Annotated in this window: 24 protein-coding genes; 6 read left to right on the top strand and 18 right to left on the bottom strand. The window is 57.0% G+C overall.

The features are described from left to right. Positions 1-3: 3 nt before the first annotated feature. From urtD to FZF21_RS10820, 6 genes are all read right to left on the bottom strand, one after another. On the bottom strand, positions 4-801 hold the full coding sequence (gene urtD / locus FZF21_RS10845; RefSeq protein WP_015570541.1) for an urea ABC transporter ATP-binding protein UrtD: 798 nt from the start codon (positions 799-801) through the stop codon (positions 4-6). After that, complete coding sequence (gene urtC / locus FZF21_RS10840) at positions 801-1,874, bottom strand: urea ABC transporter permease subunit UrtC (RefSeq protein ID WP_015570542.1); 1,074 nt, start codon at positions 1,872-1,874, stop codon at positions 801-803. Before urtC ends, urtD begins: the two co-directional genes overlap by 1 nt. After that, a complete protein-coding gene (gene urtB / locus FZF21_RS10835) occupies positions 1,874-3,448 on the bottom strand; it encodes an urea ABC transporter permease subunit UrtB (RefSeq protein ID WP_058686391.1) in 1,575 nt (524 codons plus the stop codon). Before urtB ends, urtC begins: the two co-directional genes overlap by 1 nt. A gap of 22 nt (positions 3,449-3,470) precedes the next feature. Further along, on the bottom strand, positions 3,471-4,742 hold the full coding sequence (gene urtA, locus FZF21_RS10830; RefSeq protein ID WP_015570544.1) for an urea ABC transporter substrate-binding protein: 1,272 nt from the start codon (positions 4,740-4,742) through the stop codon (positions 3,471-3,473). Positions 4,743-4,942: 200 nt separating this feature from the next. Continuing rightward, positions 4,943-6,046 (bottom strand): cobalamin-independent methionine synthase II family protein, encoded by a 1,104-nt coding sequence (locus FZF21_RS10825; RefSeq protein ID WP_015570545.1) that lies wholly within the window; start codon positions 6,044-6,046, stop codon positions 4,943-4,945. A 156-nt stretch (positions 6,047-6,202) separates the two neighbouring features. Then, positions 6,203-6,613, bottom strand: a complete 411-nt coding sequence (locus FZF21_RS10820; RefSeq protein ID WP_017383989.1) for a rhodanese-like domain-containing protein — start codon at positions 6,611-6,613, stop codon at positions 6,203-6,205. A 73-nt stretch (positions 6,614-6,686) separates the two neighbouring features. On the opposite strand from FZF21_RS10820, the gene ftrA reads away from it, so the two are divergent. Next, the gene (ftrA, locus tag FZF21_RS10815) at positions 6,687-7,685 is read left to right on the top strand and encodes a transcriptional regulator FtrA (protein WP_063945862.1); all 999 of its coding nucleotides are present in this window, start codon (positions 6,687-6,689) and stop codon (positions 7,683-7,685) included. 148 nt (positions 7,686-7,833) lie between these two features. Here the strand turns inward: ftrA and FZF21_RS10810 are convergent, their stop codons facing one another. Further along, positions 7,834-8,196: a hypothetical protein gene (locus FZF21_RS10810; RefSeq protein ID WP_015570547.1), complete on the bottom strand. Its 363-nt coding sequence runs from the start codon at positions 8,194-8,196 to the stop codon at positions 7,834-7,836. Positions 8,197-8,439: 243 nt separating this feature from the next. Here FZF21_RS10810 and FZF21_RS10805 point away from each other — a divergent pair, with 243 nt between their 5' ends. After that, positions 8,440-8,673 carry a DUF2554 family protein gene (locus FZF21_RS10805; RefSeq protein WP_015570548.1) on the top strand — a complete coding sequence of 78 codons (234 nt, stop codon included), beginning with the start codon at positions 8,440-8,442 and terminating at the stop codon, positions 8,671-8,673. Here the strand turns inward: FZF21_RS10805 and FZF21_RS10800 are convergent. Next, positions 8,670-10,634, bottom strand: coding sequence for a U32 family peptidase (locus FZF21_RS10800; RefSeq protein ID WP_149121333.1), 1,965 nt, complete (start codon positions 10,632-10,634; stop codon positions 8,670-8,672). The two genes, FZF21_RS10805 and FZF21_RS10800, sit on opposite strands and share 4 nt — an antisense overlap. An 80-nt stretch (positions 10,635-10,714) precedes the next feature. Continuing rightward, the gene (locus FZF21_RS10795) at positions 10,715-11,242 is read right to left on the bottom strand and encodes an XRE family transcriptional regulator (protein WP_015570550.1); all 528 of its coding nucleotides are present in this window, start codon (positions 11,240-11,242) and stop codon (positions 10,715-10,717) included. Between the two features lie 92 nt (positions 11,243-11,334). On the opposite strand from FZF21_RS10795, the gene FZF21_RS10790 reads away from it, so the two are divergent. Then, positions 11,335-12,501, top strand: a complete 1,167-nt coding sequence (locus FZF21_RS10790; protein WP_063945859.1) for a benzoate/H(+) symporter BenE family transporter — start codon at positions 11,335-11,337, stop codon at positions 12,499-12,501. Here the strand turns inward: FZF21_RS10790 and FZF21_RS10785 are convergent. Beyond that, complete coding sequence (locus tag FZF21_RS10785) at positions 12,481-13,353, bottom strand: AraC family transcriptional regulator (RefSeq protein WP_006810606.1); 873 nt, start codon at positions 13,351-13,353, stop codon at positions 12,481-12,483. The two genes, FZF21_RS10790 and FZF21_RS10785, sit on opposite strands and share 21 nt — an antisense overlap. Before the next feature lie 174 nt (positions 13,354-13,527). Here FZF21_RS10785 and FZF21_RS10780 point away from each other — a divergent pair, with 174 nt between their 5' ends. Beyond that, the gene (locus FZF21_RS10780) at positions 13,528-14,424 is read left to right on the top strand and encodes an EamA family transporter (protein ID WP_023303719.1); all 897 of its coding nucleotides are present in this window, start codon (positions 13,528-13,530) and stop codon (positions 14,422-14,424) included. A gap of 34 nt (positions 14,425-14,458) precedes the next feature. On the opposite strand, the gene FZF21_RS10775 is transcribed toward FZF21_RS10780, so the two are convergent. Then, positions 14,459-15,133: a DUF3313 domain-containing protein gene (locus tag FZF21_RS10775; protein WP_003857221.1), complete on the bottom strand. Its 675-nt coding sequence runs from the start codon at positions 15,131-15,133 to the stop codon at positions 14,459-14,461. 134 nt (positions 15,134-15,267) lie between these two features. Next, positions 15,268-16,863: an ABC transporter substrate-binding protein gene (locus FZF21_RS10770; RefSeq protein ID WP_023303717.1), complete on the bottom strand. Its 1,596-nt coding sequence runs from the start codon at positions 16,861-16,863 to the stop codon at positions 15,268-15,270. 111 nt (positions 16,864-16,974) lie between these two features. Between FZF21_RS10770 and pepT the strand changes: the two genes are divergently transcribed. Beyond that, positions 16,975-18,204, top strand: a complete 1,230-nt coding sequence (gene pepT, locus FZF21_RS10765; RefSeq protein ID WP_063945858.1) for a peptidase T — start codon at positions 16,975-16,977, stop codon at positions 18,202-18,204. On the opposite strand, the gene tehB is transcribed toward pepT, so the two are convergent. Next, positions 18,201-18,794, bottom strand: a complete 594-nt coding sequence (tehB, locus tag FZF21_RS10760) for a tellurite resistance methyltransferase TehB (RefSeq protein WP_015570555.1) — start codon at positions 18,792-18,794, stop codon at positions 18,201-18,203. The two genes, pepT and tehB, sit on opposite strands and share 4 nt — an antisense overlap. Further along, on the bottom strand, positions 18,794-19,789 hold the full coding sequence (gene tehA / locus FZF21_RS10755; protein WP_017383998.1) for a dicarboxylate transporter/tellurite-resistance protein TehA: 996 nt from the start codon (positions 19,787-19,789) through the stop codon (positions 18,794-18,796). Before tehA ends, tehB begins: the two co-directional genes overlap by 1 nt. 121 nt (positions 19,790-19,910) lie before the next feature. Between tehA and ydcK the strand changes: the two genes are divergently transcribed. Beyond that, positions 19,911-20,891: a YdcK family protein gene (gene ydcK / locus FZF21_RS10750; protein WP_032619694.1), complete on the top strand. Its 981-nt coding sequence runs from the start codon at positions 19,911-19,913 to the stop codon at positions 20,889-20,891. On the opposite strand, the gene rimL is transcribed toward ydcK, so the two are convergent. From rimL to FZF21_RS10730, 4 genes are all read right to left on the bottom strand, one after another. Then, the gene (gene rimL, locus FZF21_RS10745) at positions 20,886-21,425 is read right to left on the bottom strand and encodes a 50S ribosomal protein L7/L12-serine acetyltransferase (RefSeq protein ID WP_017384000.1); all 540 of its coding nucleotides are present in this window, start codon (positions 21,423-21,425) and stop codon (positions 20,886-20,888) included. The genes ydcK and rimL overlap by 6 nt on opposite strands. Before the next feature lie 95 nt (positions 21,426-21,520). After that, the gene (locus tag FZF21_RS10740) at positions 21,521-23,176 is read right to left on the bottom strand and encodes a glucan biosynthesis protein (RefSeq protein ID WP_063413316.1); all 1,656 of its coding nucleotides are present in this window, start codon (positions 23,174-23,176) and stop codon (positions 21,521-21,523) included. A gap of 230 nt (positions 23,177-23,406) precedes the next feature. After that, a complete protein-coding gene (locus FZF21_RS10735) occupies positions 23,407-24,180 on the bottom strand; it encodes an ABC transporter substrate-binding protein (RefSeq protein ID WP_003857237.1) in 774 nt (257 codons plus the stop codon). Between the two features lie 10 nt (positions 24,181-24,190). Beyond that, a complete protein-coding gene (locus FZF21_RS10730) occupies positions 24,191-25,360 on the bottom strand; it encodes a pyridoxal phosphate-dependent aminotransferase (RefSeq protein ID WP_045345229.1) in 1,170 nt (389 codons plus the stop codon). Between the last annotated feature and the right edge of the window lie 30 nt (positions 25,361-25,390).

Here is a 25,390-nt window from a genome sequence, read left to right as displayed (position 1 = left end):
TCCTTAACGTCCCAGATAGACGTCAATTACCTGTTCATTGGCCTGTACCTCGCGAAGCGAACCTTCCGCCAGTACCCGCCCCTGATGCAGCACCGTGACGTGGTCGGCGATGGTCTCGACGAAACCCATATCGTGCTCAACCACCATCAGCGAATGCTTGCCTGCCAGGGTGCGGAATAGCTCGGCAGTGTATTCCGTCTCTGCGTCGGTCATACCGGCAGCGGGTTCGTCCAGCAGTAACAGATGCGGGTCCTGCACCAGCAGCATGCCGATCTCCAGAAACTGCTTCTGTCCGTGGGAAAGCAGCCCGGCACGGCGATCGCGCTCGCTGCCAAGCCGCAGCAAAACCAGCATCTCATCAATGCGGTCGCGCTGCTCGCCGCTGAGCGTGGCCCGCAGGCTCGCCCAGACGGACCTGTCGGCTTTCATGGCGATTTCGAGGTTTTCCCCTACGGTCAGCGCTTCAAACACGGTCGGCTTCTGGAACTTACGTCCAATGCCCTGACGGGCGATGGCCGCCGGTTCCAGGGCAGTCAGATCGATGGACTGATCGTAAATAGCTTTCCCGCTTTTTGGCCGGGTTTTGCCGGTAATCACGTCCATCAGCGTGGTTTTACCGGCGCCATTAGGGCCAATGATGCAGCGCAATTCTCCGACGCCGATGTTCAGCGAGAGATCGGTCAACGCCTGAAAACCGTCGAAACTGACGTTAATGGCCTCGAGCTGCAACACCGGATCGGTCTGCTCGCGGTAACGGTCGCCCGGTAGCTGGCGGGTAAAGAGTCCTTCAGAGGGCTGCATTAATTCTCTCCCTTACGAAACAGACCGAACACGCCGCGCGGTAAAAACAGCGTCACGGCGATGAAAATCAGCCCCAGAAACAGCTGCCAGTACTCCGGCATCGCCACGGTGAAAAAGCTCTTCGCACCGTTGACCAGCGCCGCGCCAATCACCGGGCCCACCAGAGTGCCGCGTCCACCCAGCGCTACCCAGATGGCCGCTTCAATCGAGTTGGTCGGCGACATTTCACCCGGGTTGATAATGCCCACCTGCGGAACGTACAGCGCTCCCGCCAGGCCACACAGCACGGCGGAAAGCGTCCAGACCAGCAGCTTGAAACCGCGCGGATCGTAGCCGCAGAACGTGAGACGGTTTTCCGCATCGCGCACCGCCGTTAAAATGCGGCCAAATTTACTCTTCGCCAGCGCGTAGCCTGTGCCCAGGGCCAGAAGCAGCAGCACGACCGTTGCGAGAAACAGCGCGATCCGCGTGGTGGTCGCCGTGACGGAAAACCCGAGCAGCGTGGTAAAGCCGGTAAAGCCGTTATTGCCGCCAAAGCCGGTTTCGTTGCGAAAGAACAGCAGCATGCCCGCGTAGGTCAGCGCCTGGGTCATGATGGAGAAATAGACCCCTTTGATCTTCGAGCGAAAAGCAAACCAGCCGAAGACCAGCGCCAGCAGGCCGGGGATCGTCACAATTAACACCAGAGCCCAGGCAAAATGCTGCGTTCCCCACCAGAACCAGGGCAGCTCGCTCCACGAGAGAAACGACATAAACGCGGGCAGCCCGTCCCCGGCCGCCTGGCGCATCAGGTACATGCCCATCGCATAGCCGCCCAGGGCGAAGAATATGCCGTGCCCCAGTGAGAGCATACCGGCATAGCCCCAGACCAGATCGAGGGCCACGGCGACAACTGCGTAGCAGAGGATCTTGCCGATGAGCGTCAACATCCACGTAGAAACGGCCAGCGGATGCGTTGCGGGCAACAGCGCGAGAAAAGGCAGCACCAGCAGCGCCGCAACCAGCAGACTGCCGAAGATTTGCGTGGAGCGCGGTGCCCTGCGCGCCAGTGTTAAGGTCAATGGCTGGCTCATCAGTCTGTCACCCTCCCTTTAAGTGCGAATAACCCCTGCGGACGTTTCTGGATAAACAGAATGATCGCCACCAGAATCAGGATTTTGCCCAGCACGGCGCCCATCTGCGGTTCAAGAATTTTATTGAAGATCCCCAGACCAAAGGCCGCCGCGACGCTACCGGCCAGCTGGCCGACGCCGCCGAGCACCACCACCAGGAACGAATCAATGATGTATCCCTGGCCCAGCTCCGGTCCCACGTTCCCCAGTTGGGACAATGCCACGCCGCCCAGCCCGGCAATGCCGGACCCGAGGCCAAACGCCAGCATATCTACCCGTCCGGTGGGGACGCCGCAGCAGGCCGCCATGCTGCGGTTTTGCGTCACCGCCCGCACGTTCAGCCCCAGACGCGTTTTATTCAGAATGAGCCAGGTGAAGAACAGCACCATCAGCACAAACCCGAGTACCACAATACGGTTCCACGGCAGCGTCAGGTTGGCGAAAACCTGCACCCCGCCGGACAGCCAGGCCGGGTTTGCGACCTCAAGGTTCTGGGCGCCAAAGGTCATGCGCACCAGCTGGATAAGCATCAGGCTGATCCCCCAGGTGGCGAGCAGGGTTTCCAGCGGGCGGCCATACAGATGGCGGATCACCGTGCGCTCCAGCACCATCCCGATACCTGCCGTCAGGCAAAACGCCACCGGCAGCGCCACCACCGGATAAAGCGCCAGCCACTGAGGCATCCACTGCGCCATCACCTGCTGCACCATCCAGGTGGCATACGCCCCGAGCATCAGCATTTCGCCGTGGGCCATGTTAATCACCCCCAGCAGACCATAGGTGATAGCCAGCCCGAGCGCGGCCAGCAAGAGTACCGACCCCAACGACAGACCCATGAAGGCCTGCCCCAGCAGTTCACCCCACATCAGCCGGTGCTGAATACGCTCCAGGCTCTCAGCGGCGGCGGCACGTACCCGTGCGTCCGGCTCGGTTTGCGCCCGGGTGAATGGCGTCAGCGTGGCCTGCACGTCCGGATCGTCAGACTGTCCCAACAGTTCAACCGCGTTGAGGCGCGTTTCCGCCTGCGGACTCGCCAGCTGAAGATTTGCCAGCGCCAGCCTCAGCGACTGTCGGGTGACGTCATCCGTTTCGCGGTTAGCCCGCTGTTGCAGAAACCCGAGCATATCCGGCTGGGCGTCACGCTGAAGTTGCCGCGCGGCATGACGCCTTTCGGTGACACTGTCACTGACAAGCTGATGCGTCGCCAGCGCCGTGACGGTTAACACGCGCAGCCGGTTGGTCAGCCGCACGGCTTTGGTCGTTCCTTCGGCGCTCTTTGCCGCGCCCAGGGCAACCATTTCGCCGTCGATGCGGGTAAAAGCCTTCTTCTGGCTGTCGGTGTAGAGGTTCTCCTGTTGCAGCGCTTTAAGCAGCGGCAAACGTGCAGGTTCCGGCGTGGCTGCCCAGCGGGTCAGCATGGCGGTCTGCTGGCTGCGGCTAGCGGCAACGAAATCATCGGCATCCGATGCCTGCACCATCCCTGGCAGCAGTCCGGTAAGCCACACAATCGCAATAATTATGCGCATGGCGTTCATGACGTCTCTCCCTGGTGGTGGCTTAGTTGCTGGCGGTTTTCATCGGCTGGTCAGGTTTTTTGTCATTCCCGGCGATAAACGGGCTCCACGGCTGAGCGCGTACCGGCTGTTCGGTTTGCCAGACGACATTGAACTGGCCGTTGCCTTCGATTTCACCAATCATGACGGGCTTATGCAGGTGGTGGTTGGTGGCATCCATGGTCAGCGTAAAGCCGGACGGCGCGTTGAACGACTGGCCCGCCATTGCCGCGCGCACTTTGTCCACGTCGGTTGTCCCCGCTTTTTCAACCGCCTGCGCCCACATATGCAGGCCGACATAGGTCGCTTCCATCGGATCGTTGGTGACGACGGTATCGGCATTCGGCAGCTTATGGGCTTTCGCGTAGGCTTTGTAGGCCGCGACAAAAGTCTGGTTGGTCGGGTTATCGACGGATTCAAAGTAGTTCCACGCCGCCAGGTTACCCACCAGCGGTTTGGTATCAATGCCGCGCAGTTCTTCCTCGCCCACCGAGAACGCCACCACCGGCACGTCCGTGGCTTTCAGCCCCTGGTTCGCCAGCTCTTTATAGAAAGGCACGTTGGAATCACCGTTGATGGTTGAGACCACCGCCGTTTTACCGCCCGCGGAGAATTTCTTGATACTGGCGACGATGGTCTGGTAATCGCTATGACCAAACGGGGTGTAGACCTCTTCAATATCTTTATCTTCCACGCCTTTCGAGTGCAGGAAGGCGCGCAGGATCTTGTTCGTGGTGCGCGGGTAAACGTAGTCCGTTCCCAGCAGGAAGAAGCGTTTCGCGCTGCCGCCGTCCTCGCTCATCAGGTACTCCACCGCCGGGATCGCCTGCTGGTTAGGCGCCGCGCCGGTATAGAAGACGTTTGGTGACATCTCTTCACCTTCGTACTGCACCGGATAGAACAGCAAACCGTTCAGCTCTTCAAAAACCGGCAGAACTGATTTACGCGATACGGAGGTCCAGCAGCCAAACACTACGGCGACCTTATCCTGGCTCAGAAGCTGGCGGGCCTTTTCGGCAAACAGCGGCCAGTTGGAGGCCGGGTCAACCACCACCGGCTCCAGCTTTTTCCCGAGCACGCCGCCTTTGGCGTTAATTTCATCGATGGTCATCAGGGCGACATCTTTCAGGGGCGTTTCTGAAATGGCCATCGTGCCGGAGAGTGAGTGCATGATCCCGACTTTAATAGTCTCTGCGGCCTGGACGCCAAAACTGACCCCCATGGCGACCACGGAGGCGGACAAGGCGAACGCTTTTATAAAGGTACGACGGTGCATATTTTCACTCCTGAAAAAGAAAGCTGTGCGAAGACGTCCGTTACCGCCCGGACGCAGAAAAAGTAACGTCAGTTTCAGGAGAGCAAAAAGGGTGCCAGGTTGCAGAGGCAGGATTTAAACGGGTTCGAAGAGAGGACCTACGGGAAACGACTCAGAATGGTACAGCGCTGCACTGTAATAATGCAGCGCTGTGAACGATGTTACCAGACGTCGCTGGCGATTTGCGTCACCAGGCGAACTTTATCCCACTGCTGGGCTTCGCTCAGGCTGTTACCCTCTTCCGTGGAGGCAAATCCGCACTGTGGGCTGAGGCAAATCTGCTCTTTCGCCACGTAGCGCGCGGCCTCTTCCAGACGCGCTTTCACCCCTTCCGGGTTCTCCAGTTCACCGTGCTTGGTGGTGATTAGCCCCAGAACCACCTGCTGTTTACCCGGGCGCACAAAACGCAGTGGCGCAAAGTCGCCGCTACGGTCGTTGTCGTACTCCAGGAAGAACGCGTCGACGTTCACCGTACCGAACAGCACCTCCGCCACCGGCTCATAGCCGCCTTCGGAAATCCAGGTTGAGCGGAAGTTGCCGCGGCAAACGTGTAGCCCAATGGTCAGATCGTCCGGTTTGCCCTCCAGCGCCTTATTCAGCACCCGGGCATAGGTTCGGGCAAGTTCGTCTGCATCATCACCGCGCTCGCGGATCTGCCGGCGCTGGTCTTCTGAACAAAGGTAGGCCCAGACGGTATCATCCAGTTGCAGATAGCGGCAGCCTGCATCGTAAAAGGCCCGAATGGCATCGCGCCAGGTGGTCGCCAGATCGTCAAAGTAATCTTTCAGATCCGGGTATACCGTGGCATCAATATCCTTGCGGCCACCGCGGAAGTGCAGCACGCTCGGGCTCGGAATGGTCATCTTCGGCTGTGCGTTACCGCTGATGCTTTTGAGGTAGCGGAAATCTTCCAGCATAGGATGATCGCCGAAGCCCAGTTTGCCCGTTACGCGCACGCCATGGGCTTTGGTCTGCACCCCGTTGAACTGAATGCCCTGCTGCGAATCATAACGCTCTACGCCCTGTAGCCCGTCAAAGAAGTCAAAGTGCCACCAGGCGCGGCGGAATTCACCGTCCGTTACCACATGCAGACCGCAGGCGCACTGCTGCTCGACAACATGGCGAATGGCCTCGTCCTCAACAGCGCGAAGCTGACCGGCATCGATCTCACCGCTGGCGAATTGCAGACGGGCCTGTTTAACAGAATCCGGGCGTAAAAAACTGCCGACTACATCGGCGCGGTACGGGGCGTGGTGTCGCTGCATGGAAATCTCCTCTGTCTGTCGGCGTTAATTGCCCACAGTGATAATTCATCTCTTGAATCTTTAGACTTCTGGATGTCTAAACGTCCTGAAAAGATGTCATACCGGCTCGCCGCCGACAAACGAGAAAATTTCATCTGTGTTGAAATAAATTCATGTTCACAGGGCGGGTGATGAAGATCCTGCAAACGCGAACCGCTCATCTTCCCAGCCGGTGATGCCCCCGAGCATAATCTTGACCGGCAGACCCAGACGCGCCAGCTTCAGCGCCGCCCTGTCCGCCCCGTTGCAGTGCGGGCCTGCACAATAGACGACAAACAGCGTGCCCTCTGGCCACGCTTTCATCCGCTCGGCGGTGATCTGGCTCCAGGGTAAATGCAGCGCGCCGGGCAGATGCCGCCGGGCAAAATGTTCAGGCTTCCCGACAACGTGCAGCAGAACAAAGTCCTGCTCACCGCTGGATACCGCGTGATGGACATCGGCGCAGTCCGTCTCGACGCTCAGACGACGCAGAAAATGCCCCACGGCTTCCTGCGGCTCAGCAGCCGGAAATTCAGTAACATAGCTCATGAATCTTCCTCATTTGTGGTGTTTGTGTTAACACTACTCTATCCCTTACTTCAGCCCATGAATGCGTCCGCCTATGCCAGAAAACAGCAAAAAGATGACAAACTTAAGACATTCCTCGCCGCGCGCGGTCGTGCTGGCATATGACGGTTTATGTACCTTTGAGTTTGGCGTGGCGGTAGAAATCTTTGGCTTGCCGCGCCCGGAGATGGGCGATGACTGGTATCAGTTCGCCGTGGCGAGCGTGGATGACGGCGAGCTCCGGGCAACGGGCGGGATCCGTATTCTGGCCGATGGCGATCTGCGTCTGCTGGAGACGGCGGATCTGGTTGTCGTACCCGGCTGGCGAGGGCTGGACGAACCCGTACCCGACGCGCTCTGCCAGGCGCTCCGCGCGGCGCATGCCCGCGGCTGCCAGCTACTCTCAATCTGTTCTGGCGTTTTCGTTCTGGCAGCCTCAGGCCTGCTTGACGGGCGGAAGGCAACCACCCACTGGCGCTACACGCAAGCTCTGAAAGCACGCTATCCCGCTATCACCGTGGTTGAGGATGTGCTGTACCAGGACGAAGGCGATATTCTCACTTCCGCAGGCAGCGCCGCGGGGATTGATCTGTGCCTGCACGTGGTGCGCCGGAATTACGGTATTGAAGCGGCAAACTGCGTGGCGTGTCGGCTGGTGATCCCGCCCCATCGGGACGGCTCGCAAACCCAGCAGCTTAGCCGACCGGTGGCTCAGTTGCGGGAGAGCCAGCGCCTGGGCCAGCTGTTTGATTATCTTCACCAGCATCTGGCCGTTTCCCATACCGTCGAATCGCTGGCCCTGCGGGTGGGTATGAGTCAGCGCACTTTTCTGCGCCGTTTCCAGGACGCAACCGGAACAACGCCCGCGCGCTGGTTATTAACTGCGCGATTGCAGCGGGCAAAAGATTATCTCGAAAACAGTCGACTCAGCATCGACAATATTGCGGAACAAACCGGATTTGGACAAAGCGCCACGCTGCGCCACCATTTCCGGCAGCAATTTGCGCTTTCGCCCGCGCAATATCGCAAACAATTTTTACAGCCGGTACGATAAACGGGCAAAAAAAAACCGCCATAATCTGGCGGTAAATGCTTGCATGGATAGATTTGTATTTTGGTATCTACGCTCCGGTATTCCATACCGGGATGTGGATCACCTGCAATCTACCACTGTGAGCCTCAACGAAGCATAAACGAATCGATTAACCCGCTTTGGTATTAATTTGCAGATAACGCATCAGCCCCTGCTCTGCACTCTGGCGGGCATCATCATTAATCGCTTCGAGATAAAACGCACGAGAGACCCCATACGGCGCCTGCTCGGATGGGTAAACGGCGAACTGGAAGGTTTTGCCCCTCGCCTTATTGGTACAGCCCAGCTCCCAGCGATCTTCACTTACCTGGGTGCTATTACATTCGACACGTCCGTAATCGCTGGTTAAATACGATCCGACACGGCTTTTTGCTGACTGAATATATTCTGGTTCTTCATTTGAATAGATGCTGGCCGCAGCACCCACCGCAACCACTACGCCCAGAAGTGATAGCACGATTATTTTTTTCATTTATTCGATCCAATCCTTAGCCAGAAAAATCTTATTGTAAATGATTTCCCAATAAATCTAGCTTCTCTTTGCATACCAGAAATGGGAGTTTACAACGGCGATATTGCTTTTAAGAATAGTCTTAAGTGAGTTTTATTGCGACCACAATTTTTGACAGTCTATTTTCTCAAATTTAAACAGTCGAATAATTACTCTATGAAATTATCCCTACGATGACCGTAGCGTATTTTCAGGGGATAAAGGATGTTCAGAAAAGAATTTTCGCTACTGCTGGTGATTAGCGCCCTGTTCTCAGGGCAGATTATGGCGGAGCACAAAGGGCATGAATTTGTGTATGTGAAAAACGCCGACCATCAGCTTCGTCATGAAGCTGACAGCGACGAGTTACGCAGCGCGGCTGAGGAGTCTGCGGAGGGGTTGCGCGAGCACCATGCCTGGCAGAAATCGCGCAAACCGGATACCCACTCTGCGGGTTAGCTGCCTTTACGCTTCGGCAGGGTCTTCATCAAATCGTCAGGGCTGACGGAGGCCACAATGCTTCCCGGAGGCGGCATTTTGAAGATGTGATTCTTCATCTTGCCGATAACGTGCATTTCACACGGACGGCAGTCAAACTTCAGCGTCAGCACTTCATCGCCATTCACCAGCTGCATCGGCGTCGCTTTCCAGCTTTTAATATTGCCTTTCGCCTGTTTCGGACAAAGGTTAAAGGCAAACCGCAGGCAGTGTTTGGTGATCATCACCGGCACATCGCCCTTCTCTTCATGCGCTTCATACGCGGCGTCAATCAGCTGCACGCCGTGACGATGGTAAAACGCACGCGCTTTGTGGTTGTAAACGTTCGCGAGGAACGAGAGATGCGTGTCCGGGTAGACCGGCGCAGGCACCGTTTCGGCCTTACGGCTGCCGCGCGGATAGTTTGCCAGCCGTGCTTCATCCAGCATCTCTGCCGTTTCACGGCGGAACTGGTTCAGCAGGCTGTTCGGCACGAACAGCGCGTCCGGCAGATTCACCTCAATATTGCGCGCGTAATAAATGGTCTGCCCCAGCTTCGCCACGCCATCCTTGAGGTTGCTAAGCGCTTTCTCCGCATTGTTCGCCACCTCGAACAGGCCGTCGAGCGTATGCGTCACGCTGATACCGTCTTCGCAGGTCATGGTCAGGATCAGCTGCTCTTCCCAGCCCCCCAGCGCGATATCCACCGCAATGCGGCGCTCGCTGGAGGTCTTGAGTAAGGCCTGCTGCCAGTTGTGATCCAGGTTACGGTTAAGCGCTGCATTAGGACGGGCTTTGTAGAGATCGGCAGGCATTTCGTTCGGCCAGACGCGATAGCGATTTTCGCCGGTTTTCTCCACCGTATTGGCGCGGAAACCCACTACTTCACGTTTGATCATCACGTTGAGACCATCGCCGTTCGCCAGCGGCTCTGTAACCTGAACGTCAAGATGATCTTTCGCCACTTTCAGCACTTCACCCACCGGTAAACCGATAAACTTCGGTGAATCGAACGCGCCAATATCCCCTTTACGGGCATTCACGAAATAGTCCGTGCTGCCGCGGTGGAAGGTCTTGTCCGTCGACGGAATAAAGAAATGCTCTGTACGACCGGCGGACGCGCGCGCCAGGTCACCGCGATCGTCGATGATGGCATCCAGCATCTGACGATAATGGGCGGTGATATTTTTCACGTAGCTCATGTCCTTGTAGCGCCCTTCAATTTTGAAGGAGCGTACACCGGCATCGATCAGCGAGCCGAGGTTGGCCGTCTGATCGTTATCTTTCATCGACAGCAGGTGTTTTTCGAATGCCACCACGCGGCCCTGATCGTCTTTCAGGGTATAAGGCAGACGGCAGGCCTGAGAGCAGTCGCCCCGGTTAGCGCTGCGCCCCGTCTGGGCGTGAGAGATATTACACTGCCCGGAATACGCCACACACAGCGCACCGTGGATAAAGAATTCAATGGTCGCGTCGGTCGCCTGGTGGATATCGCGGATCTGGTTCAGGTTCAGCTCGCGCGCCAGAACAATCTGCGTAAACCCGACGTCCGAAAGAAACTTCGCCTTCTCAACGGTGCGGATATCGCACTGGGTGCTGGCATGCAGCTCAATCGGCGGGATATCCAGTTCCAGAACGCCCATATCCTGAACGATCAGGGCGTCAACGCCGGTCTGGTAGAGATCGGTAATAAGACGCTGCGCGGGCTCAAGCTCATCATCATGAAGAATGGTGTTCAGGGTCACGAACACCTTCGCCCCGAAACGGTGGGCGAACGGGACCAGCTCGGCAATGTCGCGCAGGCTGTTGCTGGCGTTATGACGGGCACCGAAGCCAGGGCCGCCAATGTAGACGGCATCTGCTCCGTGAAGAATGGCTTCACGGGCAATGGCGGCGTCGCGGGCCGGGCTTAGCAGTTCAAGATGATGGGAGTGCAGGCGCATACTTCGTCGTTATCCGTTATGGTCAAAATGGCGGCTATTGTAGTCAGAAGTCTGTGCCAGTGAAACCGTTTTGCGACGCTTTAGCGGGGATAATGGATCAGAGAGTGAAAATGCACCGTCCGGGCGCTGCTGTTGCGGTACGCGTGCGGTTTATCGCCGGCAAAACGCACGCCGGAATCAGCGTATAGCGTGCGCCAGACACCGTCAATCTGCATGTCCAGCTCACCGCTTATCACCACCACGTGCTCGATCACCCCGGCTTCGTGCGGCGTGGACTCACTCAGTGCGCCGGGCGACAGGGTGATGGAGAAATGGTCGAACTTAAGCTGTTCATCCCAGGGGAAAAGCGGTTTCACCACCATCGCCTGCTGCTGCGGATCGAACACCGCCTGCGGTTCGCTTTCTGGAGTGATAAACGCCGAAAAAGGTACGTTCAGCCCGGTGGCGATTTTCCACAAAGTAGAGACCGTCGGGCTGGACTCATTGCGTTCGATTTGCCCAAGCATCGCTTTCGACACGCCCGTCTCTTCCGCCAGTTTCGACAGGCTCCAGCCCCGCGCCTGACGCAGCGCTTTCAGTGTGGTTGCCAGGTGTTGAGTGATATCCATAGTTCCTCCCGTTGCGGCAAAGCATACCACTTGTACGCTATAGCGCACAGTGATACCTTATCACGGACGTTATAACGCACAACGGAGTTTCCATGCGATCGACTGCCTCTCTCTTTCCTGCCGTGCTGGCCGGTTTTGTTGCCGTGCTGGTGGGCTATGCCAGCTCTGCCGCCATTGTCTGGCAGGCGGCTGCGGCGGCTGGCGCCAGTACACAGCAAATCGCCGGATGGATGACCGCGCTGGGGCTCGGGATGGGGATCAGCACGCTGGCATTGTCGTGGTGGTATAAAGCCCCGGTGCTGACCGCCTGGTCGACGCCCGGCGCGGCGCTGCTCGCCACCAGCCTGCATGGCGTGACGCTGGCGGAAACCATCGGGGTATTTATATTCGCGAATGCGCTGATTCTGCTGTGCGGCGTCACCGGCCTGTTTGCCCGGTTGATGAAACTGATCCCGCACTCGCTTGCCGCCGCTATGCTGGCGGGCGTGCTGTTACAGTTTGGCCTGAAGGCATTCAGCAATCTTGAGGGACACATTTTTCTTTGCGGCAGTATGCTGGCCGCCTGGCTGGTGGCCAAAGCCGTAGCGCCCCGGTACGCCATTGTCGCCACGCTGCTGGTGGGCGTGTTCGTGGCATGGGCCGGAGGTGACGTTGTCACGAACAGGATGACGTTATCAGTCATCATGCCGGAATTCATTGCCCCTGCGTTCACCTTCACCAGCCTGCTCAGCATCGGCTTACCCTTCTTCCTGGTGACCATGGCGTCGCAGAATGCGCCCGGCTTCGCCACCATGCAGGCATCGGGCTATCCGCTGGCGGTCTCACCGCTGATCGTTGCCACCGGCGGGCTGGCACTGCTGTTGTCCCCCTTCGGCGTTTATTCTATATGCATCGCCGCCATCACTGCCGCCATCTGCCAGAGCCCGGACGCCCATCCGGATGCCAGTAAACGCTGGCTGGCCGCGGCGGCGGCAGGCGGGTTTTATCTGCTGGCAGGGGTGTTCGGCGGGTCGATTTCCGGTCTGATGGCCGCCCTGCCGCTGAGCGGCATCCAGACGCTGGCCGGGCTGGCCCTGCTCGGCACTATCAGCGGGAGTTTGTATCAGGCACTGAACCATGAAGCAGAACGCGACGCGGCGATCGTTACCTTCCTGATGACCGCCAGCGGCGTCACGCTCCTGGGAATTGGCTCCGCCTTCTGGGGGCTGGTGCTGGGAGGGATCTGTTACGCCGTCTTCTCACGCCTTCGCCGCGCGTAGCTGTGACGGCGTGATGCCGGTCATGCTGCGAAAACGGTTACTGAAATGGCTGGCGGAGTTAAATCCGCAGGCCAGCGCGATGTCGGTGAGCGGCGTGGTCGTGTGCTGTACCAGCGCTTTGGCCTTCTCCATGCGGCGCTGCATAACGTACTGATGCGGCGCCAGCCCCATCGACTGGCGGAACATCCGCGCGAAGTGATACTCACTGAGTGCGGCCTGGCCCGCCAGTTCCGCCAGCGTTAAGGGTTGCGCCAGGTTTTCCTCGATAAAGGCCAGCACGTTGCGCAGCACAAACGGTGATAACCCGCCGGTCACTACCGGCAGCTTCCACTGTACGCTGGAATAGTGCTGGACCAAATGCGTCAGCAATAAGGTCGACGCGGTGCTCAGGGTGAGCTGATTGGCGTTTTGCTGCCAGTCGCAGCCGAGCAAAAACTGGCGATAAAGGGCGGTGATTTTCGGATCGCTGCCGAAGATTTTTTCCTCCAGCGTCAGCGATAGCGGTCGTTTATCCCAGATTTTCTCCCCCACGTCCCGCAGGTGTTCATCGGTGCAGTAGAGGTGCACAAACGACAGGTCGTCACGAATATCCCACGTGGATTCGCTCTCTTCCGGCATCAGACAAAAACGGTCCGGCCCGCCGCCATTTTTCCAGCCACCCGGCGTTTTTTGATAGCTTTCATAGCCATCCGCCACGTACAGGCTAAGGGTGTGATGGTTGCTTTTCACCGTGATCGTGTCGTGCTTGTTGTACCACGCCGCCAGTTGAATGCCAGTATTGAGCGCGACGGTTTCCCGCAGCACTGCATTTTGTTGGCGTAACGTTTCAAAGGTGTCGTAAACGAGAGACATGGCCGTAAACAGGTGATTAATCAGACTGTCAGTCTAAGAAGTGTTGCAGCCTGTTACCAGCCATTGTGCGAGAAAAAAGCGCAAGAATTTGCAAGTCCGGCGCAAGGCGATGAAAGCCGGGCCACCCTTCTTTCGCCACACTGTCGTTTTTCGCGGTATGAGAAGAGAGACACCATGAACGCATTACTCTATGGGCTGGTCGTTGTTATCTGGGGCACGACCTGGATCGCCATTTTTTTACAACAGGGGCCGGTTGCAGCGCCGGTCTCCATTTTCTGGCGCTTCGCCGTGGCCAGCGCCACGATGATGATCGTCCTGGTCGCCCTTCGCCGCCTGCGCAGGCTGGCGCTGCGGGATCATCTCTATTGCATGCTTCAGGGCTGCTGCGTTTTCTGTTTCAACTTCTGGTGCTTTTACACCGCCGCCGCCCATATCAATACCGGCCTTGAGTCGGTGATTTTCTCGATGGCCGTGCTGTATAACGCCATCAACAGCTTTATCTTCTTCGGCCAGCGCCCACCCGCACGCTTCTGGACGGCGGCAGCGCTGGGGCTTATCGGGATCATTACCCTTTTCTGGAACGATCTGCTCGCCAGCGGCTGGAGCGCGTCGTTGCTTACGGGCATCGGGCTTTCCGCCCTCGGCACCTACGGCTTCTCGCTGGGGAATATGATCAGCATGCGTCATCAGCGAAACGGGCTGGAAACTATGACCACCAACGCCTGGGCGATGCTGTACGGCACCGTCGTGATGGGCCTTATCGCGCTCTTCAGGGGCGATAGCTTTATGCCGGAATGGACGGTGAGCTATATGGGGGCGCTGCTCTATCTTGCGCTGTTTGGCTCGGTGATTGCCTTCGGCGCCTACTTTACGCTGGTAGGCCGCATTGGTCCCGGTAAAGCCGCGTACAGCACCCTGCTGTTCCCGCTGGTGGCGCTCTCGATTTCAACGGTGTACGAGGGTTACGTGTGGCATCTCAACGGGATCGTCGGCCTGCTGTTGATACTGGGCGGGAATATGGTGATGTTTACGAAGCCAGAAACCTGGTTCCGCCGCCTGCGGACGGCATAAAAAAACGGCCTGCGAAAATGCAGGCCATTTTTTATTAATTTGCTGTCTGATGAACATCAAACATGGTGGCATCCGTCGCCATATCATCCACAACCTGCTTCAGGGTGCCGAAGCCCATTGGCGTATTCTCGTTCGCCAGCTCTTTCCCTTCACCCTTACGAACAACCTTAATCACTGGTTTGTTCGTGGCCGCATCGATTAACTCACCTTCGAAGAACAGATGCGTATCCATGGTACGATGGCCCGTTGCCATCTGCGTACCCGCAACCAGCAGCGCCACAGGCACCACTTCATAGAACTGCAAACCTTCTTTGTCTGAGCTCACACCCGTGATGGCGCCGCGGAAGATCAGGCTATGTTTGCCCGGCGTCGTCACAATCGGCTTACGCTGGCCAATCGCGGTTTTCAGTTTGGTATTGGTATAATTCAACAGCTCATCAAGCGTTTTTTGCCCAAGCTGAGTGGTCGGTTTTGGCGTCGGATAATAGGTTATCGGCGTCCAGATAATGCTGTCGTAATTCGCCTCATTATAGGACGGGTCAACCCAACGCAGGGTTGGCTTCCCGGTTGCAGATTTCATCTCCTGCAAGCCGGAGTAATCTTTTAAAAAGCCTGAATATTGATCGGGGGCTGCGACTTTTGACGCACAGCCGGAAAGGGCCAACAGACCAGAAAGCACTGCAACTTTAAAAAAAGTGTGAGTACGCATGATGGTATTCCATGTTATCTGCAAGTATGCACTTGAAGTTATAACAAAAAACCGGGCGATGTGTTGTGGCAAAAAATGACGAAGACAGCACAAATAGCGAAAAAACTGCCCGAACGAAACCGGGCAGTGAAAAATTACTCCTTAAGGTCCACTTGCCAGAACAGGTGCTTGCCGAAGGGATCGATTTCATAGCCCGTGACCTCTTTACGGACTGGCTCAAAAATCGTCGAGTGGGCAATCATTACCGCCGGCATTTGATCGTGCATCATCTGCTGCGCCTGCTTGTACAGCGCCACGCGTTTTTCGCGATCGGTTATCGATTTAGCTTCGGCAATCAGGTTATCAAACGACTTATAGCACCATTTGGCCGAGTTCGACCCGCCGTTGGCGGACGTACAGGTAAACAGCGGGCCGAAGAAGTTATCCGGATCGCCCGTCGCCGTTGTCCAGCCCATCAGTGCGGCCTGATGCTCCCCGCCCTTCACGCGCTTCAGGTATTCGCCCCATTCGTAGGTCACGATTTTGGTCTGCACGCCCACTTTCGCCCAGTCCGCCTGGATCATCTCCGCCATACGCTTCGCGTTCGGGTTATACGGCCGCTGCACAGGCATGGCCCACAGATCGATGTTTACGCCGTTGGCAAATCCCGCCTCCTTTAGCAGCGCTTTCGCTTTTTCTGGATCGTAATCGTAGTCTTTCAGCTCGCTGTCGGCACTCCAGACGCCAGGCGGCAGCAGGTTTTTCGCCGCCGTGCCGGTGCCGTGGAACACCGCCTCAATGATGGCGGGTTTGTTAATCGCCATCGCCAGCGCCTGGCGCACTTTTACGTTATCCAGCGGTGGCTTTTGCGTGTTAAACGCCAGGAAACCGGTATTCAGACCGGCCTTGCTCATCAGGTTGATGTCTTTGTTAGCCTTCATACGCGGCAGGTCCGCCGGGTTCGGGAACGGCATCACCTGGCACTCATTCTTCTCGACTTTGGCAAAACGCACCGAGGCGTCCGGCGTGATGGTGAACACCAGACGATCCAGCTTCGATTTTCCCTGCCAGTAGTCAGGGAAAGCGGTGAAGAGGATGCGGGAATCCTTCTGATATTGCGCCAGCTTAAACGGCCCGGTGCCAATCGGCTGCATATCGACCTTTTCTGGCGTGCCCGCTTTCAGCATGGCATCGGCATACTCCGCCGACAGAATGGAGGCAAAGTACCACGCCAGATCAGCGACAAACGGCGCTTCCGGATGCGCCAGGGTGAAGCGCACGGTGCGATCGTCAACTTTATCAATGGCGGTAATCAGGCTGCCGAACTCCAGACTTTCGAAGTTGGAATAACTGCCGTTGGAGACGTTATGGTAGGGATGATTCACATCCTTCTGGCGCATAAACGAAAAAATCACGTCGTCCGCGTTGAAGTCGCGCGTCGGCGTGAACAGCTTATTACTGTGGAATTTCACCCCCTTGCGCAGGTGGAAGGTATAGATCTTGCCATCGTCGCTTACCTCCCAGCTTTCCGCCAGGCTCGGCACCAGTTCGGTAGTGCCCGGTTTGAAATCGACCAGACGGTTATAAACCGGTACGGCGCTGGCGTCCACGCTGGTCCCCGACGTATAGAGCTGAGGATTGAAATTTTCCGGCGATCCTTCGGAGCAATACACCAGCGTTTTTGCCGCGACGGTGGAACTGACCGTCAGCGCAGCAAGCGCCAGCGTTATCATTGTGAATGTGCTTTTCATCATTTATTCCTGTCTTTTTAATTCGACGGCTAATTACTTCTTTTGCCATTTCATAAATAACATTAAAGTGATGGCGCAAACACATGAAAAATAAATACAGAAGGAAACACTATGGGCTCAGAACTCTCCAGACAATTAACCCAACGCTTTTTCCGCTATCTCGCCATCACCAGCCAGAGCGACCCGAAAGTCAAAACCCTGCCCTCCACCCCGGGTCAGCACGACATGGCGCGTGAGCTGGCGAAGGAGCTGGACATGCTGGGGTTAGACGATATTGTGATTGATGAGTTCGCCACCGTTACCGCCGTGAAAAAAGGCAATGTTCCCGGCGCGCCGCGGATTGGTTTTATTACCCATATCGACACCGTCGACGTCGGTTTATCCCCGGATATTCATCCACAAATATTAACGTTTACGGGGGATGATCTCTGCCTGAATAAAGAGAAAGATATTTGGCTGCGCGTAAATGAGCACCCGGAAATTCTGGCTTATCCTGATGAGGAGATTATTTTCAGCGACGGAACCAGCGTATTAGGCGCAGATAATAAAGCGGCCGTCACCGTGGTCATGACGGTGCTGGAAAACCTCACCGCTGAACATAAGCATGGCGATATTGTGGTGGCGTTTGTGCCCGATGAAGAGATTGGCCTGTGTGGCGCGAAAGCGCTGGATTTGAAGCGCTTCGACGTCGATTTTGCCTGGACCATCGACTGCTGCGAGCTGGGGGAGATTGTTTACGAGAACTTTAACGCGGCGGCGGCTGAAATTCGCTTTACCGGCGTCACGGCTCACCCGATGTCCGCCAAAGGGGTGCTGGTCAATCCGCTGCTGATGGCAACGGATTTCATCAGCCATTTCGATCGCCGGCAAACCCCGGAATGCACCGAGGGGCGCGAAGGTTATATCTGGTTTAACGGCATCCAGGCCGGGCAGAACGAAGCGATACTGAAAGCCAATATTCGTGATTTTGACAAAGATGGTTTCGCCGCCCGCAAGCAGCACATTGCCGATGTGGCGGCGCAAATAGCCGCGCAGCATCCCACGGCAAACGTGGAATACCGCATTGAGGATACCTACAGCAATATCAGCAATGCGATTGGCGAAGACCGCCGCGCGATCGACCTGATGTTCGAGGCGATGGAATCGCTTGGCATCACCCCAAAACCGATCCCCATGCGCGGTGGCACGGATGGAGCGGCCCTGTCAGCCAAAGGCCTGCTCACCCCGAACTTCTTCACCGGCGCCCATAACTTCCACTCGAAGTTTGAGTTTTTACCGCTGTCGTCGTTCGAGGCCTCCTGTCGCACGGCCCTGCAACTCTGTCTGCTGGCCGCGCGTTAAGCGGGCTTGCGTGCGAGCATGGTGGCGAAGCGCAGCTTGATACGGTTCCCGTTGGCATCGGTACGGTGGAGTTCCCCTACCTCTTCGTTGTACTTGATCAGCTCCCAGCCTTCGTAGTAGTTGCTCAGTTCACCGGTTTTGAAGGCAAACGGGAAGCCGACTGTGCACGGATAATCCTCCGTATCCATGGCAGCAACGATCAGGTTATAGCCGCCTGGTCTGGTGCAACGCTGCATATTGGCGATAAGACCAGGGATGGTATTCGCTTCGAGGAACATCAACACGACGGTGGAAAGAATAAAGTCGTATTCGCCGTCAAAGGTCAGGTTGTTCAGATCCTTAATCGCCGTTTCCAGATTCGCGATCCCTTCCGCCGCCTTAATGCGCTCGATGTTATCGATGCTCATCGGGTTTTTATCCCACGCCGTCACGTCATAGCCGTTGGCCGCGAGGTAGAGGCTGTTGCGGCCATTTCCGCAACCCAGATCGAGCGTTTTACCGGGCTTAACAATGTCCGCGCTGAGCAGCACCTCTGAGTGCGTGCGGGTCAGCCCATATTTCTCAGTAAAGTAGTTTTCATCGACAGTCATTATTTTTCCTCAGATTGCATAAGCAGTGCCTTATCAGCGCGCACCAGAAGTTTGCCCTGCATCAGCAAGATAAAAGTACGGACCAGCAGCATCGCGATGATGACGTTGGTGAAAATAAACAGGGGAACCGCGAGGGCATGAAAGAACCCTGACGGACTGCTCTGCCCCAGATGTAAACCGGTGGTCGCCAGCGCCGACACCCCGAACGAGAAGCTCCAGAACGACGCGTTGAACGGCTGCGACAGATACCACGGCATCAGACGCAGCATAAACAGGAGTTGCAACAGGCCATAGCCGAAAAGCATTTTGGCGAAGGTGTCCGCTTCGCCGCCGTTGACGCTAAACCAGGCGCTACAGGCCACCAGGGCAGGCGCAAGCTGGATACCGAGCGAGGTACGAAGGGCAGCGGGCAGTTCGCCCGCGCTGCGCAGGCGTTGCAAAATGACCGGCTCCAGGCTCAGCCAGGAAAAGACCCCGGCACCAAGGAACACCAGCCCCGCGTCGTGGAAGCCTAGCGCACCGCAGGCCATCGCGCTGATAAAATTGTTCGCTACCGTCGGCAGATACAGTCCCGGCGTCGTGGCTTCTTCCGGATGCTTGCCGCGCCACAGCCCGGCGCTTTGCCAGGCGGCATACGCAAGCTGGATCACCACGCCCACGCTAAACAACCCCAGCGCCAGCGGGCGATACCACGGCACAAAGCCGATGGCCACCAGCAGCGTTGTGGCAGGAAACAGGCTGACAAAACTGCTCATTACCGGATGCCGCATCTCGGCCAGCACGCTATGTGGAAACCGTACCGCACGGGTAAGAAACGCCACGCTCAGAAGGAACCAGATCGCCACCGCCAGCGCCACCAGGATCTCGCCCGGCCAGCGCGTCACCGGCCAGATGGTGCCGGCGTAACGCCAGGCGAACCCCATGCCTATGGTCCCGAGGACCATACCGAAATACCCGGCGGGCAAGTTAAGAACGCGTTGGTTTTGGTTATGCATTTTTTTTAAAATTTAAAATGTATTTTAAATGCCATTTTAAGGGGTTTCCTGAGCGGACGCCAGCACTTCGAAAAACCAAAACTTTGCTACGTTTATTGAAAGGCTTTTCAGGGATAACACGATGACAAAATATCGGCTTAGCAATGAAACGCGTCTCTGGCGCTGGCAGGACGGCTCAACGCCGTGCACAACGCCTCTCAGACAAATTATTGCCGTGAAGGATTTTAACGATGTGACCAGCGGGACTAAAGGCGGTTGGGTTGAGGATGAACACGCGCTCGCCCAGGATGGGGATTGCTGGGTTTACGATGAAAACAGCGTGGTGTTTGCCGGGGCCAGGATATCCGGTAACGCTCGCCTCACCCAACCCTGCATCGTAAGCCACCGCGCACACGTTGGCGGCAACGGCTGGCTTGACGCGGCAGAGGTGAGTCACGGGGCGGTAATAAGTGACAACGTCACCATTCAGCACTCCACCGTACGCGGGGAATGCCGTATCGCGGGTGACGCGCGGGTGCTGCATAACAGCCTGGTGATTGCAGCCAAAGGGCTGACACCCGACCGTGAGCAGATCCTGCAAATCTATGACAGAGCCACGGTCAGCCAGTCGCGTATTGTGCATCAGGCGCAAATCTACGGCGATGCCATGGTGACCTGGGCCTTTGTTGAGCACCGCGCCGAGGTGTTCGATCGCGCCATTATTGAGGGCAACGCGCTGAATAACGTCTGGGTGTGCGACTGCGCCAAAGTGTACGGCAACGCCCGTCTGCTGGCCGGTCTGGAGGATGATGCCATCCCGACCGTGCGGTACAGTTCACAGGTCGCGGAAAACGCCCTCGTCGAAGGCAACTGCGTCATTAAACACCACGTATTAATAGGCGGCGAGGCGTGGTTACGCGGCGGGCCGATCCTGATTGATGACAAAGTGGTCATTCAGGGGCGGGCGCGTATCAGCGGCGATGTCCTGATTGAGCATCAGGTGGAAATAACGGACGATGCGGTTATCGAGGCGCTGGAGGGTGAAAGCATTCACGTCCGGGGAGCCAAAGTGATCAACGGCGACACGCGGATCACCCGGACGCCGCTGCTGGGGGCGCTATAGCGGGAAGATTCTGGCGTACAGGTTCACGTCATCGTAGCGACCGTTGAGCATTTCCGCTTCCCGCAAACAACCTTCCAGCGTGAAACCGTTGCGCTGCGCCACCCGGTTACTGCTCTGGTTATCCACGCGACACTTGATCACAAAACGGCGGATCTCGCCGCGCTCAACGTAATAGCGCATAAACGCCTGGAGCGCCTGAGAAAGAATACCCTGCCCCTGATGCGCTTCGTCAAGCCAGTAGCCGATATACCCGGCCTTATTCGCAGGCTCGATCGCGTTGAAGGAGAGCACGCCTATCAGCTCGTCATTCATAAAAATCAGGAACATTTTGGCGTAACCGCGCTGGTGCAACATCTGGTTGCTCTGCACGTTGCGGCGCGTGTCCTCTTCGCTGCCGACATGCTGCGCCCAGTCAAAGGCGGTTTGCAGCCAGGTTTTGTTTTTGATTACGAGGTTATGCAGATCGGTGGTATAGCGCTCTTCGACGGCGCGAAGCTCGATTTCCTGGTTAACGGGGATGATTTCTGAAGACATGGTGCCTCTTAATTGCCGGGTGGCGCTAACGCTTACCCGGCCTACAAATGCGTCCAGAGCAGGCCGGATCGCCGCCCGGCACAAACCCATAAGGACTAGCGCATGATCCGGTCGTCAAAGTAGTTACGTTTGTCCGGCGCGGGCGGGAAGTACTGGTACAGCCAGGTCTCGCTGATGGCATCGCCCTGACAGCGCAGGAACAGGCGCATATCCACCGGCTCGGTGGAGTCAGAGGTTGGATACCAGTCAAACAGAATGCGATACCCGTCGAACGGCTCGACGTAGAGGATCTCCACCTGCTTCGCTTCACCGCTGGACAGGGTGATCACCGGCTCAATGCCCTTCGGTGCGGCGGCCTTCAGATCGCCCCCGACGAAATCAATGGCAAAGCGACGGGCCCACACTTTCGGGTAATTTTCACCCGGCGCCCAGCCCTCCGGGAAGCCTCCCATACCGGTACGGGTGGCGTAGACGTTTGCCAGCGGGGAACGCACCGGCGGCTGCGCGCTCCAGTAGAGACGGTATTTGAAGTCCAGCTCATCACCCGCCTGCACCGGTTTCTCTGGCTGCCAGAAGCAGACCACGTTATCGAGCGTCTCGCCGGTTGTCGGGATCTCCATCAGAGCAATGGAACCTTTCCCCCAGTTGTTGCGCGGCTCGACCCACAGGCTTGGTCGCTTGTTATACCAGCCCATGACGTCCTGGTAATGGGAGAAGTCACGGTCAAGCTGCAACAAACCAAAGCCTTTCGGGTTTTTATCCAGGTAGGCGTTAAATTGCAGCTTTTGCGGGTTGTTCAGCGGTCGGCAGATCCACTCCCCGTTACCGCGCCACATCGCCAGGCGGTCTGAATCGTGGATCTGCGGATGAATGGTGTCGCACATGCGGCGTTCGTTGTTACCGCAGCTAAACATGCTGGTCATTGGCGCGATGCCAAGCTGCTTGATGTCTTTGCGCGCATAGAGATGGTTTTCGACGTCCATGATCACCTGGCTCTTCTCACAGTGGATCACAAACTTATAGGCACCGGTAATGCTCGGGCTGTCCAGCAGCGCATAGACGGTAAAGGTGGTATCACCCGGCTTCACGGTTTCAAACCAGAAGGAGGTGAAATCCGGGAACTCTTCCGGGGTGTCAGTAAAGGTATCCACCGCCAGACCACGCGCAGAGAGGCCGTACTGGTAGGTATCATCCACCGCGCGGAAGTAGCTCGCGCCCAGGAACGAAACGATATCGCGTCGCGCCAGCTCCGGCGCTTTAAAGACGCGGAATCCGGCGAAGCCGAGGTCGCTCTGCCCTTCAAGCTGGCGGGTATCCACGCCCGTATCGCCGTAGCTGAACAGCTCAGGCCGGAAGTGGATCTCACGCGCCTGAGAGGTGGTTTGATCCAGCGAGAACATGCGCACGCGGCGGCGGAATCCCATCCCCATATGGAAGAACTGGGCGTCCAGCTGACGGCCTTCAATGTTATTCCACAGCGACTGCTTCTCATCGTAACGGATGGCGTTGTACGCCTGCGGCGTCATGGTGGCCAGCGTTTCCGGCAGTGGACGCGGCGCACCGCCCCACGGGGTTTTCGCCAGATCGTGCGCCATGGATTGCAGAACAGAGAAGTCAAAGCGACGGCTCTGACCGTCGGCAATGTCGGAGTCAGCAGCATATGCCGCCTGGGAAAACAGAGAAGCAAGGCCAGAAGTGCCGCTCAGGGCAGCCATTGCCAGGGAACCTTTGAGAAAACGTCTGCGATTCATGCCTGAGAAAACGTCCTTATGGTCGTGTGAATGAGTTTCGCGCGCAGCGAAATGACGGCAAGAAAGAACGCACAGCCTAAACAAAAACGGTTAAGAATCCAATTGTTGGCGGGTGATTATCTGAACAAACCGAGAAATATTTTCTGTCGACCAGAACGGCCTGAAAAAGGGGTAAAGTTATGTATAAAAGAGTCCCGGCTGGACATCAACAGCCGGGACCAACGAGGCGGTTATTTTACGCTGACATCGATACCCGGGAAGTACTTATCAGCCAGTTTAGCGATCGTGCCATCGGCACGTACTTTATCAATTGCGGCATCAAGCTGCTTTTTGGTGGCCTCATCCCCCTTACGCAGCCCAAAGCCGATCCCACTGCCGAGGATGGTGTCGTCCGACACCGGTTTGCCGATAAAGCCAAACCCTTTACCCTGCGGCTTACTGAGGAAACCTGCCTGCCCGGCCGCTGACATGACCAGCGAGGCATCGATGCGACCATTCAGCAGATCTCCCCAGGCCATATTCTGATCTTTATAAGACACCACGGTGACACCGTGCTTTTCCCAGTGCTCTTTGGCGTAAGTTTCCTGAATTGAACCCTGAAGAACGCCGATGGTTTTGCCCTTCAGCCCTTCGGGGGTAGCCTCTACCGCAGAACCGGCTTTGCCCACCAGCTGGGAGGGAATGCGATAGATGGGCTGGGTGAAATCAATGCTTTTGCGACGCTGTTCGGTGATGTTCATCGCCGAGTTTATGGCGTCGAACTTTTTCGCCACCAGACCGGGGATCAACGCATCAAACGAGGTTTCAACCCAGCTGCACTTCAGCGCGGCGGCTTTACAGATGGCATTTCCCAGCTCTACGTCAAACCCTTCCAGCTCCCCTGACGCATTGCGGCTTTCAAACGGCGGATATTCCGCTTCCAGCCCGTATCGCAACTCGGTAGCGGCAAACGACGAGAATGAACACAACAGTCCCATGCCGACAACTAACGCGCGTAATTTCATCTCAAATTCCTTAACGTGGTGTAACCCGACAAAGGGCCTGGGCACCTGCCCGTAACGTCGCCTCATCTTTCGCAAAAGAGAGACGGATTAACTTATTGTCCGTGCCATCGGCATAAAACGCCGACAGCGGAATGGTGGCAACCCCGTACTCGACAATCAGCCTTTTCACCATCTCGCTGTCGCGCTCGTCGCTAAAGCCGCTGTAATCCGCCAGCAGGAAGAACGAACCGGCACTCGGTAGCAGCCTGAACGGTGAGTCGGCGAGCAAACTTTGCAGCAGATCGCGCTTGCGCTGATAAAACGCCGCCAGCGACAGCCAGGTTTGCGGATCGGTCATGTGTTCGGCAAACGCGTACTGCATCGGCGTATCGGCCGAGAACATTAAAAATTGATGGACTTTACATATCTCATCCATCAGCTCCGCGGGCGCCACACAATAACCCACGCGCCAGCCGGTGACGTGATAGGTTTTTCCGAAAGAAGAAATAATCACGCTGCGCTCCGCCAACTGCGGGTGCGTCGCCATTCCGTGGTGCGGTTCGCCATCAAAAACGACGTGCTCGTACACTTCGTCAGACAAAATGATGATGTCGGTGTGGCGCGTCAGCGCTGCCAGCTGGTCCAGATCGGCGGCTGAAAACACCTGTCCGCTCGGGTTGTGCGGCGTATTGACGATGATCATCCGCGTGCGCGGGGTAATAGCCGCCCGTACTTCATCCCAGTTCACGGCAAAATCCGGTACCGTCAGCTTAATGGCGATCGGCGTCGCCCCTTGCAGACGCACAATCGGCGCATAGCTGTCAAAGGAGGGCTCGAAATAGATCACCTCATCCCCAGGATGAACCAGGCCGCTGATGGCTGAGTAAAGCCCTTCGCTGGCGCTGGCGGTCACCAGTACCTCACTCGCCGGGTCATAGCGCGTGCCATAGAGCGTGGCAATTTTGTCCGCAATGCGCTCCCTGAGCGGTTGCAGCCCGGTCATGGAGGCGTACTGGTTATGCCCTGCCTCCATGGCGCGGGTCACGCCGGTGATAAGTTTTGGGTCGCAGGAAAAATTCGGCGCACCCTGAGAAAGGTTGATGGCGTTATGCCGGGCTGAAAGCTGGCCGATAACGGTAAAAATGGTGGTTCCCACATCGGGCAATTTGGATCGTGTCTGCACCGGCGTTTTCAAAGTCATCCTCTGTCCCTTCTCGTGGTGAATGCATAA

Origin of the sequence: Enterobacter sp. LU1 (assembly GCF_008271405.2) — a bacterium.
Taxonomy (GTDB): Bacteria; Pseudomonadota; Gammaproteobacteria; order Enterobacterales; family Enterobacteriaceae; genus Enterobacter; species Enterobacter hormaechei_C.
Note: the sequence above shows the minus strand (reverse complement) of the source record. Positions and strands in the feature narration are given on the sequence as shown.

What these genes read in the sequence shown, in the direction of transcription:
- urtD (WP_015570541.1), bottom strand. Translation starts at nt 801, where the DNA reads ATGCAGCCCTCTGAAGGACTCTTTACCCGCCAGCTACCGGGCGACCGT.
- urtC (WP_015570542.1), bottom strand. Translation starts at nt 1,874, where the DNA reads ATGAGCCAGCCATTGACCTTAACACTGGCGCGCAGGGCACCGCGCTCC.
- urtB (WP_058686391.1), bottom strand. Translation starts at nt 3,448, where the DNA reads ATGAACGCCATGCGCATAATTATTGCGATTGTGTGGCTTACCGGACTG.
- urtA (WP_015570544.1), bottom strand. Translation starts at nt 4,742, where the DNA reads ATGCACCGTCGTACCTTTATAAAAGCGTTCGCCTTGTCCGCCTCCGTG.
- FZF21_RS10825 (WP_015570545.1), bottom strand. Translation starts at nt 6,046, where the DNA reads ATGCAGCGACACCACGCCCCGTACCGCGCCGATGTAGTCGGCAGTTTT.
- FZF21_RS10820 (WP_017383989.1), bottom strand. Translation starts at nt 6,613, where the DNA reads ATGAGCTATGTTACTGAATTTCCGGCTGCTGAGCCGCAGGAAGCCGTG.
- ftrA (WP_063945862.1), top strand. Translation starts at nt 6,687, where the DNA reads ATGCCAGAAAACAGCAAAAAGATGACAAACTTAAGACATTCCTCGCCG.
- FZF21_RS10810 (WP_015570547.1), bottom strand. Translation starts at nt 8,196, where the DNA reads ATGAAAAAAATAATCGTGCTATCACTTCTGGGCGTAGTGGTTGCGGTG.
- FZF21_RS10805 (WP_015570548.1), top strand. Translation starts at nt 8,440, where the DNA reads ATGTTCAGAAAAGAATTTTCGCTACTGCTGGTGATTAGCGCCCTGTTC.
- FZF21_RS10800 (WP_149121333.1), bottom strand. Translation starts at nt 10,634, where the DNA reads ATGCGCCTGCACTCCCATCATCTTGAACTGCTAAGCCCGGCCCGCGAC.
- FZF21_RS10795 (WP_015570550.1), bottom strand. Translation starts at nt 11,242, where the DNA reads ATGGATATCACTCAACACCTGGCAACCACACTGAAAGCGCTGCGTCAG.
- FZF21_RS10790 (WP_063945859.1), top strand. Translation starts at nt 11,335, where the DNA reads ATGCGATCGACTGCCTCTCTCTTTCCTGCCGTGCTGGCCGGTTTTGTT.
- FZF21_RS10785 (WP_006810606.1), bottom strand. Translation starts at nt 13,353, where the DNA reads ATGTCTCTCGTTTACGACACCTTTGAAACGTTACGCCAACAAAATGCA.
- FZF21_RS10780 (WP_023303719.1), top strand. Translation starts at nt 13,528, where the DNA reads ATGAACGCATTACTCTATGGGCTGGTCGTTGTTATCTGGGGCACGACC.
- FZF21_RS10775 (WP_003857221.1), bottom strand. Translation starts at nt 15,133, where the DNA reads ATGCGTACTCACACTTTTTTTAAAGTTGCAGTGCTTTCTGGTCTGTTG.
- FZF21_RS10770 (WP_023303717.1), bottom strand. Translation starts at nt 16,863, where the DNA reads ATGAAAAGCACATTCACAATGATAACGCTGGCGCTTGCTGCGCTGACG.
- pepT (WP_063945858.1), top strand. Translation starts at nt 16,975, where the DNA reads ATGGGCTCAGAACTCTCCAGACAATTAACCCAACGCTTTTTCCGCTAT.
- tehB (WP_015570555.1), bottom strand. Translation starts at nt 18,794, where the DNA reads ATGACTGTCGATGAAAACTACTTTACTGAGAAATATGGGCTGACCCGC.
- tehA (WP_017383998.1), bottom strand. Translation starts at nt 19,789, where the DNA reads ATGCATAACCAAAACCAACGCGTTCTTAACTTGCCCGCCGGGTATTTC.
- ydcK (WP_032619694.1), top strand. Translation starts at nt 19,911, where the DNA reads ATGACAAAATATCGGCTTAGCAATGAAACGCGTCTCTGGCGCTGGCAG.
- rimL (WP_017384000.1), bottom strand. Translation starts at nt 21,425, where the DNA reads ATGTCTTCAGAAATCATCCCCGTTAACCAGGAAATCGAGCTTCGCGCC.
- FZF21_RS10740 (WP_063413316.1), bottom strand. Translation starts at nt 23,176, where the DNA reads ATGAATCGCAGACGTTTTCTCAAAGGTTCCCTGGCAATGGCTGCCCTG.
- FZF21_RS10735 (WP_003857237.1), bottom strand. Translation starts at nt 24,180, where the DNA reads ATGAAATTACGCGCGTTAGTTGTCGGCATGGGACTGTTGTGTTCATTC.
- FZF21_RS10730 (WP_045345229.1), bottom strand. Translation starts at nt 25,360, where the DNA reads ATGACTTTGAAAACGCCGGTGCAGACACGATCCAAATTGCCCGATGTG.